This window comes from Candidatus Vondammii sp. HM_W22 (genome assembly GCF_022530855.2).
Taxonomy (GTDB): domain Bacteria; phylum Pseudomonadota; class Gammaproteobacteria; order Chromatiales; family Chromatiaceae; genus Vondammii.
The window spans coordinates 119,549-131,817 of sequence record NZ_CP099567.1 but is presented as its reverse complement, the minus strand read 5'-3'; the positions used below and the strand labels follow the sequence as shown (position 1 = coordinate 131,817).

The window sequence follows — 12,269 nt, the reverse complement described above, 5'->3', positions numbered from 1 at the left end:
AAACTGAGCCAAACAATACCCGAAAAGCCTTCCAATCTACGGTCCTTTCCAGTCTTGGCAGCGATTCTCCCTGTTGCCCAAGGAGTTCAAGATCGTCTTGATGATCAAAAAAATTTGGCTACATAGTTGACCCTGAAATATTCATAACGCAATGATTTATATAAAATAAGCATCTAAATTTGATAAAATAAACGTCCGGGAAAGGGGTAAAAGCAGAGAAAAACTGGACGAAATAGAGGTGGATAATTGAGCAAACCCAAGACAGACAATCCCAACCAGCAAAGTTTCCTGCACCAGAACTTACTGGATTAGCTGAACCCCAAGCATCCACTTTTGCTACTGGCCAGACAGATAGACTGGTCATATTTTGATGCTGAATTTGCCCCGCTTTATTCTCATCTTGGAAAGCCCTCAAAACCCATCCGCCTAATGGAGGGCCTCTCGATACTCAAGCATCTGGAAGACCTCAGTGACGAGGTTCTGATTCAACGCTGGATACAAAATCCCTACTACCCGAGTTTTACGGGTGAGATCGAATTCCAATGGCAACTTCCTTGTGACCCCTCCGACCTGACTTACTTCAGAAAGCGTATTGGCAAAGAAGGTTTTGAAAAGGTCCTGGCTACCTCTATCGCCTTACATCAAGAAAAGGCGATCGAAGATAAAATGTGTATCGACACTACCGTACAAGAGAAAAACATTACCTTTCCAACTGATGCAAAGCAGTACCGAAAGATACACGGGCAGTTACTCAAGATGGCCCGAGCAGAAGGTATCGTGCTCAGTCGAAGCCATGAGAAGGAAGTAAAAATTCTCAAGCTCCCCACCCGATTTGCCACACATCCGAGGAATCGTAAAAAGGCACGTAAGGCCGTCAAGCGATTAAAGACCATCAGCGGCCGATTACTGCATGAAATACAGCGTAAGATGACCGGAGAACAACAGAAATTCTATGCAGAAAAGTTCGCCCTGTGCCAGCGCATGCTGAATCAGAAGCGTGCTGATAAAAACAAGTTGTACAGCCTACATGAACCTCATGTTTACTGTATGAGCAAAGGCAAGGCCCAGCAGCGTTATGAGTTTGGCACCAAGGCATCAATCACCACCACAAGGGACGCGGGCATTGTGATTGGTGCCCTGGCTTTTGAGAAGAATGTATTTGATGGTCACACCGTACCTGAGGTCTTGGTACAGGTGAAACGTCTCATCAATCGAGTACCCAAAGTGGGTATTGCTGATCGAGGTTACCGGGGCAAATCAAAGGTTAATGACACCCAGATAGTAACGCCAAAGCCTGCTAGGAAGAATACCTCAGGAGAAGCCATGGCATTAGCCAGAAAACGTTTCAGAAGACGAGCTGGCATTGAGCCTGTGATTGGTCACTTAAAGAGTGACCACAGGCTAAAAAGGAACTTTCTTAAAGGCTTTGCCGGGGATCAGATTAACTTGCTTATGGCAGCGGCTGCCTTCAACTTCAGAAAATGGATGAGGGAGGTTCTTTTTGTGCTGAAAAATATCATGTCCATACTGTTGTTCCTGTTTGCAAAACAGAAACAACAGTATTATTAAGTGCCTGGAATGAATATTTCAGGATCGACTAATTAGCTGAGGTTCAAAGCTGCCCGCTCTATCTCGCGGGGTATCCAGTTCAAACTGGCCATCTTCCGTTTGCAAGGTCTTGCTGGTAGTGCCGTTGCGGCTATTACTCGCTTCGGATTGTTGATGCTTGGCAAAGCCAAGATGATCAGCCAGTTCAGCATTGAGTGCTACCTCGACCGTGATCCTGGTTAGCATTTGCCGAAACTCGTTGAGATCTTCTTCAGTTTTGATGTTTTTAGCGGCCGCCTGGAGCTCTTTCTTGTCGATCATCTGCCTGTCCTCACCCTTGTTTGGGTTTAATGATAGGCAGTTACACAGCATTTAGGACAGTCTCGGCTCCTCTCACAATCGAGCGGGTAAGTATCGCTCAGCCACTCCCTCAGGATAAAAAATCAGCCCTCCAAGGTGGAAGTAGATTACATTGGCAAACCGCTCCTTGTTGCGGAAACCTCTGCTATGCACCTTGATCATCTTGATTCGGCTGTTGAGGCCTTCTGCCGGACCATTACTTACTTCCAAAACAACAGCGTTCAATATTCCTCACAGATGATCCTTGATTGTTCCCGCCACTTTCTTGATTGGCTCCAGGCCACTGCGCACTGCCTATGACAGCCACCGTTCCCAACCTTTCCTTGCCCATGTCTTGCTGGCACAGTGCCAGAGTGACATGGCAAACTCTTTGATCGCCCAGGCACGGGCAGTCTTCAGTGTGCTGTCACGTAGCGCCTTGAACCGCAATCTCTGTCTGCGCGTCATGTTCTCCGGGTTGTAGAGCCAGCCATACTGGCGGCCTTTAAGGTCCTCATAGCCTTCAGCGCTTTGTGCTCTTGACAGCCTACCTTGTCCACCGCCTCACCGAAGTGCTTGGCGGCATGGAATTTATCGAAGGCAATCTTCTCTTCAGCCCTAGGCAGGCTTTTCAGTGTGGCATTGATAAAGGCTGGCCACATATCCATGGAGACACTCTCTATCGCTTCTCGCTGCTCCTTTGTCAGACTTTCGTACCATGCTTTGAACGTGGCCTTTTTGCGGTCACTGCCCACGTGTAGCACTGTACCTGCATCCTGGTCTGATAAGACTGCTGCATAATCATGACGTTTCTTGAAGACCATCTTATCAACACCGATACGTGTTGGGCTGATCTCTTTTCTACGTGCCAGTCCCCGCTTAACCGCTCGCTGCATAATTCCATCAATGGCATTCCAACTCAGCCCCATCAATCGGGAGACTGCCGAGATGGAAGCCTCTTTCAACCAGTCGATCACCAGTGCCTCAAACATTGCAGTAAATCCATAGCACGGTTCCGCCCAGGAAACTGGCACGGTGACCACCCCATGTTCTTCACACTTCACTCTGGGCGCATCTGCTACCAAAATAGTCGCACTGGCGGGTATCCAGGTGCCACCAGCGGCGTTTGCGTGAGCCATAGCCCGGTGAGATATCTGCCCACAGGTTGAACAACACTGCTTGGCACCTGCCTCCTGCTCAACCTGTACCGTTACTTCTCTCTCTGACAGAGCCAACTCTACACTGCTAACCTGCCAAGGGCTCTTGATACCCAGGGTCTGGGCGTGTAGATCTTTATCTCTCATAGGGGGCGTTAATCTACCTACTCAATTGGAGGAAGAGCCGCCAAAGATAATCGTTTGTTTCTCAATGCGGTATTCTGGATTCTATGCACAGGTGCGCCGTGGCGCAACTTACCACCTGATTATGGTGATTGGAAGAACGCCCATCGGCGTTTTTGTCGTTGGCGTGACAAAGGCATATGGGAGGATTTATTGTCCCAGATAATTGATGAGCTGGACTTTGAATGGATCATGATTGATGGCAGTCATACCAATATTCATCCACATGCAGCAGGTGCGGATATGAGCCGTGCAAAGGGGCTTAACACCAAGATCTACTTGGCCGTGGATGCGCGTGGTGCGCCGATCAGATTCATTGAAAGGTACCAGAGCTGATTGCACGCAGGCTAGTACACTGATCGATGGGCTTAGGGGTGAGTGTCTTTTGGCTGGTAGGGCTTACGATACACAAGAGATATTAGAGAAGGTAAAATCACAGGGTATGAGTATTGTTTTTCCACCAAAGAAGGATAGAAGAGAGCAGCAAGAATATGACAAGCGTCTGTACTAAATGTGGTATATTTGGTTTGAGAATGCGTTTCTGCATCTTCAACGCTGGCATGGTATTGCGACATGCTATGCAAAAAATACCCGTTCATTTATTGCCGCTGTCCAAATTAGGTGTGTGATGCCTTGGGCTAGAATCTTATGACGATACTGTCTAGTTATCGATGAAAAATGTGGCTCACTCATATGCGCTGAATGCGGCGAAAAAGATGACGCTCGTTGGGGCATTTGTTGCCTTAATACCTATTCTGATTTATTGGGGGCAGCAAGGGTGGGAGTCCGCCGCTTTGCTTTTTGCTGCATCATTGGGAATAACAGCAGCTACAACTTTTCTGGTTTGGAGCCTCTTTTTTTATCGTCAGTCAACGGAGCATTGGTTTGCCGCCATTTTTTCCGGATTGCTCATTGTTACCTCTGTTTTTTGGACTACTTTTGCGCTGGTATTTTTTTTGCCGTCTCTAGGTATGGCAAATGCCACTACAAATGAGGTTAGTTATAGTGGCTCAGGAGTAGCCGCTCTGGGCTCATATGGATTATTCTCATATCTGTTGTTGTTTGTCCCCATTGGAACGATTGCTTCTTTCTATATTCGTCATGCTCAACGCGCGGAGCTGAAACAGATCATAGGTAACGTGAACTCATCCAGAGTATTGGGTTCGAAAAGAATTGAATATTATATAAAGTGGATTGTTAAGGCACTGTTTTGGTGCGTGGGTGTGGCTCTACTATTTTGGGTTTGGAGGGTAGGCTTCGTATTCTACATCTTTTCCGCATCAAGTGAGTACAGGGCAACCTCGCCGAGCGGGCAGAAGACATTTGTTGTGACAGAGGGGTGTCTCGGTCACGCTTGTTATCACGACTTTTCTATAGCGACGAAAACAGGATGGTTTTCAGTAGATACCAAAGAGTGCGCAGCCCGCATTTCTGCTGATGTAACACTCTTTAACATTGACAGTGAGGCGACTTGGGCAGATGACGAAAGAAGCCTGTATTGGTCTAGAGGGGAAAGCAGTGTTATACCTTATTCAGGTGCTATCGATTTAGAAACAGAATGTGACCAATAGACCCCATCCTCTTTTGGCGCAATTACTTTACTTGTGGTGCTGATATGGGAAGATTCTTATGTCTCACTATTTTTCTCGGTATTCCGGGATAGGCTAGTTTACTATCATCCGAAATTAAAGTAACCCGCCTGGCGGATTAGAAATTCAGTTTGACTGGTTGGAGAAACGAAATAATGAGTAATGCACTAAATTATCTGTTGGAAGCGCGTCCTGAGGCTATGACGGCCTATTTCTCGTTTCTGAAGAAGTCGGAAACCCATCTTGATATCAGGACGCGTGATCTGATCTCTGTGATTACTAAAGTTGCAGTGCAGACCGAAGGCGGCTTTCGGCAATACCTTACCCGGGCGCTGCGCAATGGGGCGATGCCCAATGAGGTGCTGGATGCGTTATTGATGGCCTTTCCGGTTCTGGGGCTGGCAAAAATCGTCTGGGCGGCGGAGATCCTGCTTGATATGGATATACCCGAGTTTCGCCCGGAGAACCTGGATGCCGAGCAGACGTGGCATGATGTAACCGCGGAGAGTGAGATTCCCATGGAAGAGCCGAGGTGGCTTGAGAGGGATGGTCGGCACCTGTTCGTATACCGTACGGCAGAGGATCTTCGGGTCTACGATAGCCGTTGCCCCCATCAGGTAACGGATATTCCCCATCTGGCTCTGGAGGGAGAGCACCTTACCTGCCCCAAACACCAGTGGGCTTTTGACATTAAAACTGGTGCATGTGTTGAGAAGGGCTCGCGTCCTCTGCGTCGGTTCGATCATAAAATTGAGGATGGCCGTCTGTTGGCCTATTGGTAACAGACCTGCAGCCCGGTTAGATGACCGGGCTTTTTGATAAACAGATCCTTTCATTCGACAGCAGATATCTATCCAGTTACTTATGGCTATGCAATGCCCCGCAACGCCGTCCGCTACCCTCTTTGATCCACTGGCAGAACTGCTCGGTGCGGTGGATTGATATCAACGTCTCCTTCGTCAACACGGTAACCCTGGCTCAGTGCCAGCAGAAGCAGTTACTGGTAAAAGGGATATTTTCACCGGCAAATATTCCGACTGTCGAGAGGTAATCCCCCATTTTCAGCTGCGCACAAAAGTAGAGCTTATGCGGCTTGTGCCAACTTCTGATACGGTGTTATTCCTCCAATGGCCATGTTTGGCCGCTCTGTATTGTAGCGCCACAACCATTGAGTGGCGGTGTGCTGGGCATACTCGATCGACTCAAAGAGATGCTGGTTCAGCCATTCATGTCGAACTGTTCTGTTAAAACGCTCCACGTACGCGTTCTGTTGCGGATTGCCGGGCTGGATATAGTGTAACTTAATCCATTATTTCTCTGCCCACTCCATCAGTTGACCACTGATTAGTTCGGGGCCATTGTCGCAGCGAATGGAATTTGGCTTGCCTCGCCCACTCGATGATCTGTTCCAGTGCACGAATGACACGCACTGCCGGTAACGAGAAGTCCACCTCAATACCCAGCCCCCCACGATTGTAGTCGTCGATGACATTGAACGTCCTGAAGCTACGGCCATCGGCCAGGCTGTCATGCATAAAATCCATCGACCACATGATGTTAATTTGACGAGGTACAGCTAGCGCATCCGGCACGTCGCGCTTCAATCGACGTTTGGGCTTGATCCGCAAGTTCAGCTCAAACTCCCTGTATATGCGGTATACACGTTTATGATTGTAGGGGTAACCCTTCACATTGCGCAGGTACAAATAGCACAACCCGAAACCCCAGGTTCGATTGGTCATCGTCAATCGGAGTAACCAATCTGCAATCAGTGCGTTGTCGCTCGAATGCTTGGCCTGATAGCGATAGCAGGTCTCGCTGATACAGAATGCACGACAAGCCAGGCGTACCGACACGCCATCTGCGTAGCTGCGATCCTGGCCATATCCTTGCGACGAGATGGCCTTACCGCTTTTTTGCCAGGGCCTCCTTGACCATCTCCGCCTCTAATTTGGTCTCGGCGTACATCTTCTTGAGTCGCCGGTTCTCATCCTCGAGTTCCTTCATACGCTTCATGAGAGAGGCGTCCATGCCGCCGTATTTGGCGCGCCACTTGTAGAAGGTGGCACTGCTCATGCCATGCTCCCGGCACAGATCGGAAACTGGTGTGACAGTCTCAGCCTGCTTGAGAATAGCAATGATCTGGCTGTCCTTGAATCTTGATGTCTTCATGCAGAATCTCCTGCGTTCATATTACGAGAAAATTCTACTTTTAGCGTCAGCTACTTCCCGGGGGGATTACCGAGAGTCGCTCGGTATTGGCAGTGAATTGCGGTTTTCAGAGTTTGGGCACGCTTCCTAAACCAGTATGCCCCGTCACTTTTATCTGAAATTTACTTCAGAAAAGAGGCGGTTGATATCCAACAGATGCCTGATTGGCGAAGCTGCATGCAGGAGCAGGCACGAGAGACAGACCAGGGGCGGGTCAGCAGCAGCTCTATCCAGACGCTCGAATAGTCGCGACCGCTGTGCATAAAAAAACCCCCCGGAGGATCTCCTCAGGAGGCTTTTCCTTTTTCTCTGGGCTTATTCAGATCGTTAATGTCTGCCCATAAAGCTGACCTAAATAGATAGACCGGGTCAAACTTCAAAATTTGCAGCGACGAACTTCCAGTTGACGATGTTCCAGATCTGGTCCATGTATTTTGGACGGGCGTTGCGGTAATCGATGTAGTAGGCATGTTCCCAGACATCAATAGTCAGCAGCGGAGTTTTTCCGTCGGTCATCGGATTAGCGGCATTCGAGGTGTTCACGATCTCAAGGCTGCCGTCATTGCTTTTTACCAGCCAAGTCCAGCCAGAACCGAAATTAGTGGTTGCAGAGGTGGAGAACTTCTTTTTGAACTCTTCGAATGAGCCGAAGGTGCTGTTGATGGCGACGGTCAGAGTGCCGGCTGGGTTGCCGCCCTTGGGGCTCAGGCAGTTCCAGTAGAATGTATGGTTCCAGATCTGGGCAGCGTTGTTGAAGATGCCGCCGGAGGATTTCATGACGATCTCATCCAGAGAGGCGTTTTCGAACTCGGTGCCCGAGACCAGATTATTGAGATTGGTGACATAGGTCTGGTGGTGCTTGGCATGGTGGAACTCCAGGGTCTCCTGGGAGATGGTGGGTTCCAGAGCATTTATCTCAAACGGTAAGGCTGGTAATTCGTGTGCCATGTTGCGTTACTCCTCACTGGACTGGGGATTCGGTTGGTCATTAATAACCAACTAGTTTACTTGGTAAATTCTGAGATTATTCTAAAGTGGGGATGATTAGATTGCAAGGCAGTTTTTCTGAGATCCCGTCAGACTTGCGTGACCCTGGTGAGAGAGAGCTATCCGGCCAGGTTAGTTTATCCTCAATCAGACGGGCTCCTGCCATTGTATGATATCGGTTAATTCATCCCAAAAGCCTCAAGGTCTACCAGTACTTCACCTCTGGTCGGTGCTGTGATGTTTCCTACCGGTAGATCGCTTCCTGCATGCCATTGACTTACCGCACGCTGTTTACTCTTGCCGCTGACCAGAAAAAGCAACTGTAGGCAGTTGCTCAGTGCCTGGGTGCTCAGACTGACGCGTTCGGCAGGTGGCTTTGGTGCGTTATGGATCGGGAGCACAGTAAGGTTTGTTGGATGCTGCTGGCGAGGGAACAGGCTGGCAGTGTGGCCATCCTCCCCAAGTCCGAGTATGACCAGATCGAAAGGGAATACCCCTGCCAGCGTTCCTGTGTAGCTTTTGGCAGCGGCCTCCGGCCCCAAGTCGGCAGGGATTGAATGGATCTGGTCGGTAGGGATGGCGACTTTTTCAAACAGTGTTTCGGCGGCCATCCGGCTGTTTCTGTCAGGGTGATCTCTAGGCAGGCAGCGTTCGTCTCCGAAGTAGATGTGCCATTGTTGCCAGGGACTCTGCTCTTTGGCCAGCAGCCTGTAGGCTGCTGCCGGTGTGCTGCCACCAGCAAGGACGATACTGAAGCGGCCCCGTTGGGCAATTGCCTGACGTGCTGCCACCATTATCCGATCACGGGCGGCCCGGGCGATAGTGCCGGCATTTTCCAGAATCGTCCACTCCAGCATGACTCAGCCTTTCTCCGGGTCCAGGCCGTGACGCCAGCGATGTTTCTCTTTCTCAAACAGGAACCGGCTCTCTTCCGGTCCCCAGCTGCCGGCTGGGTAGGTGTGGATAAAGTCCCGCTCCATGGACCAACGTTGGAGTATTGGGTCCACCACGCGCCAGGCGTATTCCACTTCGTCATAGCGCAGGAATAGCGAGCGGTCTCCATCGATGACATCCAGCAGCAGCTCCTCATAGGCATCTGTCTGGATGTCTTCCGTCTCTCTCAGATTGGCATCGAGGCTGCTTTGCCGGGTGCGCATCTCAAGCCCGGGCTCTTTTACCGTCATCTCAACACGCAGGCATTCACAGGGTTGAATACCCAGCAGCACCCAGTTCTGTTTGATCCGCTCTACCTGAGTGTCGCGAAAAAATTGCTGGGGAGGGTGTCGGAAGCAGATGGAGACCTGGGACTGTGTCTCCGCCAAGCGTTTACCCGTCCGCAGGTAGATGGGGATGCCACGCCAGCGCCAGTTGTCGATGTAGAGTTTCAGGGCCGCGTAGGTTTCTGTGACGCTATCTGCCGGTATATTCTCCTCCTGCAAATACCCTGATACTTTTTCATTGCCAATCATACCTTCGCCATATTGGGCGCGGAAGGCGTAAGCATGGACTGCATTGTGGGAGATCGGACGTACTGATTTGAGTACTTTCACCTTTTCGTCCCGCAGGGATTCCGCTTCCATTGAGACGGGTGGTTCCATGGTGACCAGGGTCATCAGCTGTAGCAGGTGGCTCTGGATCATATCCCGCATAGCCCCAGCGTTGTCGTAAAAATGGGCCCGGCTTCCAACGCCGAGAGTCTCTGAGTGGGTGATCTGGATATGGTCGATGTAATTGCGGTTCCAGAGTGGTTCCATCATGGTGTTGGCGAAGCGGAATACCAGCACGTTCTGTACTGTGCCTTTTCCCAGGTAGTGGTCGATCCGGTATATCTGATCTTCTCTCAGGTGGCGGCCGATGCGGCGCTGCAATGCCTGTGCGCTCTCCAGGTCGTAGCCAAAAGGTTTTTCGATCACCACCCGTCTCCAGCTGTGCCCCTCTTCCAGCAGGGTGACATCGTTGAGTCGCTCTATGACAACACCAAACTCCGCTGGACTGATAGCCATGTAAAAAGCGATATTTTCAGGGAATGCCGATGAGTCAGTGAGATGGCTTTTCAGTCTCGGATACATCTCTTGGCCGGTTAGATCACCCTTGAAATAGTCCAGGCGTTGGCTGAAACGCTTGAATACAACTTCGTCGAGTCGGCCCCGGGCCTTTGCATTTACCCATTCCCTCACTTCGCTGATCGTCTGTTCCCGGTCCCAGGGGCGTCGGCCGAGTAGCAGGATACGGGTCGTATCCGACAGTCTCCCAGCGACCTCCAGGCGGTAAAGTGCCGGCATCAGCTTTACCCGTGACAGGTTGCCGGTGGCACCGAAGATTACGTAGGTGCAGGTATCTGTCATTGTTGTTTTTTCCATTCAAACATCATAAGTGGAAGAGGCAGCGGCTCCTCCGGTTCCGGTCCAGTCGGTATGGAAAAATGTTCCCTTTGGCTGGTTGATCCGTTCATAGGTGTGTGCGCCAAAGTAGTCTCGTTGTGCCTGGAGCAGATTGGCTGGTAGTCGGCTGTTGCGGTAGCCGTCATAGAAGGAGAGGGCAGAACTGAAAGCGGGCAATGGGATACCCTGTTCTATCCCAAGAACAGTCGCTTTACGCCAGCCGGGCTCTGCCGCTTTGATTGCCTGGATGAAGAAATCATCCAGCAACAGGTTTTTCAATTCCGGATTGTTGCTAAAGGCGGTTTTGATATTGCCTAGAAAACGACTTCGTATGATACAGCCGCCTCGCCACATCAGGGCGATATCGCCATAACTGAGATTCCATCCATACTCTTCTGCAGCTTCTCTCATCAGCATATAGCCTTGCGCATAGGAGATGATTTTTGAGGCGTAAAGCGCATCATGTATCTGTTGGATAGCGGCTTTTTTATTTCCGATAAATAGCTTGTCTGTTCGGCCATACAGAGTTTCTGCCTGAACCCGTTCTTGTTTTATTGAAGAGAGGCAACGGGCGAATACCGCTTCACCAATCAGCGTCAGGGGGACGCCCAGGTCCAGGGCGCTGATGCCGGCCCATTTGCCGGTGCCTTTCTGACCAGCGGTGTCGAGAATTTTATCGATGAGCGGGGCACCATTATCATCCTTCATGCCGAGGATATTGGCGGTGATCTTAATCAGATATGAGTCCAGGACGCCCTGGTTCCACTCGGTAAAAACAGCTTGGATCTCACTGGCGGGCAACCCTAGGCCTTCACGCATCAACTGGTAGGCTTCGCAGATTAGCTGCATATCGCCATATTCTATGCCATTGTGAACCATTTTTACGTAGTGTCCTGCACCTGCTTCGCCAATCCATTGGCAGCAGGGTTCGCCATCGACTTTTGCGGCAATGGACTGGAGTATTGGTTTTACTTCTGGCCAGGCGGCTTGATCGCCCCCCGGCATGATGGAGGGACCGTTACGGGCTCCCTCTTTACCACCGGAGATACCGCAACCGATAAAACGGATTTCTTTATCTGCAAGTTCCCCGTATCGGCGGTTACTGTCGATGAAACGCGAATTGCCGCCATCGAGGATAATATCGCTTGCTTCCAGATGAGGCAGTAATTGGTCGATGAAATGGTCGACCGGATCACCAGCCCTTACCATCAATATAATCTTGCGCGGTATCGTCAGGGATGCGGCAAACTCTGCTATAGAATAGGTATCGACAATAGCCGTATTTTTTCCGGGGCCTTGCATAAAGGCTTCTGTTCTGGCCGGTGTGCGGTTATAGACGGCGATTTTGAAACCATGATCATCAATGTTCAAAGCCAGGTTCTGGCCCATTACCGCAAGGCCGATCAGACCAATTTCTGCCTGTGACATAATAATTCCTAAGTACATTGAAGTGAGTATTCTCTCGGCCGAGTATTGCATAATTTTACTTGATTACCTATGAAACTCAGCTATTGCTCAGCCGAATTGTGGGCTGTAGACTCGAATGGCACTTATCTTAGGCTTAATATTCCCTAATCAAGCCCCTAATTCGCCATTCCGGCGCAGGAACCGGAATCCAGGAAACAACCACTATTGCTCGCTCTGGATCCCGGTCTGCGCCGGGATGATGATGGTTTTAAGCCTAAGTAAGTGCCATTTGGCTGTAGACCCCATAAATACTTCGGTCGAGGTCCAATAGTGCTGCCGAAATAATACGAATTATCGTTAATATAAAAACAACAGCACATAACGCCCCTGCAACCTATCGAATCCAAGGTAATTATGTTTCTTGCGTCATAGCTGAGTTTCATAGGTAATCAGGTAATCAGGTAATC

The 12,269-nt window shown here is 50.1% G+C and carries 10 protein-coding genes and 4 pseudogenes; 5 read left to right on the top strand and 9 right to left on the bottom strand.

What is annotated here, in order from left to right:
- The first annotated feature begins 246 nt into the window (after nucleotides 1-246).
- Nucleotides 247-1,569 (top strand): annotated as a pseudogene (locus MN084_RS00605) (IS5 family transposase).
- 24 nt (nucleotides 1,570-1,593) lie between these two features.
- Here the strand turns inward: MN084_RS00605 and MN084_RS00600 are convergent.
- The 4 genes and pseudogenes from MN084_RS00600 to MN084_RS00585 form a co-directional block, all read right to left on the bottom strand.
- A pseudogene (locus MN084_RS00600) lies at nucleotides 1,594-1,866 on the bottom strand (transposase); the annotation flags it as partial.
- A 75-nt stretch (nucleotides 1,867-1,941) separates the two neighbouring features.
- Nucleotides 1,942-2,133 (bottom strand): transposase, encoded by a 192-nt coding sequence (locus MN084_RS00595; protein ID WP_330178253.1) that lies wholly within the window; start codon nucleotides 2,131-2,133, stop codon nucleotides 1,942-1,944.
- Between the two features lie 69 nt (nucleotides 2,134-2,202).
- A complete protein-coding gene (locus tag MN084_RS00590; RefSeq protein ID WP_241086038.1) occupies nucleotides 2,203-2,433 on the bottom strand; it encodes a transposase in 231 nt (76 codons plus the stop codon).
- Nucleotides 2,352-3,191, bottom strand: coding sequence for a transposase (locus MN084_RS00585; protein ID WP_330178252.1), 840 nt, complete (start codon nucleotides 3,189-3,191; stop codon nucleotides 2,352-2,354). The genes MN084_RS00590 and MN084_RS00585 overlap by 82 nt, the downstream gene beginning before the upstream one ends.
- A 30-nt stretch (nucleotides 3,192-3,221) precedes the next feature.
- Here MN084_RS00585 and MN084_RS00580 point away from each other — a divergent pair.
- The 4 genes and pseudogenes from MN084_RS00580 to MN084_RS00565 form a co-directional block, all read left to right on the top strand.
- A pseudogene (locus MN084_RS00580) lies at nucleotides 3,222-3,879 on the top strand (IS5 family transposase); the annotation flags it as partial.
- A gap of 19 nt (nucleotides 3,880-3,898) precedes the next feature.
- A complete protein-coding gene (locus MN084_RS00575) occupies nucleotides 3,899-4,798 on the top strand; it encodes a hypothetical protein (RefSeq protein ID WP_241085285.1) in 900 nt (299 codons plus the stop codon).
- 173 nt (nucleotides 4,799-4,971) lie between these two features.
- Nucleotides 4,972-5,598 carry a Rieske 2Fe-2S domain-containing protein gene (locus tag MN084_RS00570; protein WP_241085286.1) on the top strand — a complete coding sequence of 209 codons (627 nt, stop codon included), beginning with the start codon at nucleotides 4,972-4,974 and terminating at the stop codon, nucleotides 5,596-5,598.
- Between the two features lie 146 nt (nucleotides 5,599-5,744).
- Nucleotides 5,745-5,867: a hypothetical protein gene (locus MN084_RS00565; RefSeq protein ID WP_277400089.1), complete on the top strand. Its 123-nt coding sequence runs from the start codon at nucleotides 5,745-5,747 to the stop codon at nucleotides 5,865-5,867.
- Between the two features lie 33 nt (nucleotides 5,868-5,900).
- Here MN084_RS00565 and MN084_RS00560 read toward each other — a convergent pair.
- From MN084_RS00560 to gnd, 5 genes and pseudogenes are all read right to left on the bottom strand, one after another.
- Nucleotides 5,901-6,988, bottom strand: a pseudogene (locus MN084_RS00560) (IS3 family transposase).
- A gap of 408 nt (nucleotides 6,989-7,396) precedes the next feature.
- Nucleotides 7,397-7,975: a superoxide dismutase gene (locus tag MN084_RS00555; RefSeq protein ID WP_241085287.1), complete on the bottom strand. Its 579-nt coding sequence runs from the start codon at nucleotides 7,973-7,975 to the stop codon at nucleotides 7,397-7,399.
- 218 nt (nucleotides 7,976-8,193) lie between these two features.
- Complete coding sequence (pgl, locus tag MN084_RS00550; RefSeq protein ID WP_241085288.1) at nucleotides 8,194-8,871, bottom strand: 6-phosphogluconolactonase; 678 nt, start codon at nucleotides 8,869-8,871, stop codon at nucleotides 8,194-8,196.
- Nucleotides 8,872-8,874: 3 nt separating this feature from the next.
- Nucleotides 8,875-10,374: a glucose-6-phosphate dehydrogenase gene (gene zwf, locus MN084_RS00545; protein ID WP_330178251.1), complete on the bottom strand. Its 1,500-nt coding sequence runs from the start codon at nucleotides 10,372-10,374 to the stop codon at nucleotides 8,875-8,877.
- On the bottom strand, nucleotides 10,375-11,823 hold the full coding sequence (gnd, locus tag MN084_RS00540) for a decarboxylating NADP(+)-dependent phosphogluconate dehydrogenase (protein WP_241085290.1): 1,449 nt from the start codon (nucleotides 11,821-11,823) through the stop codon (nucleotides 10,375-10,377).
- Between the last annotated feature and the right edge of the window lie 446 nt (nucleotides 11,824-12,269).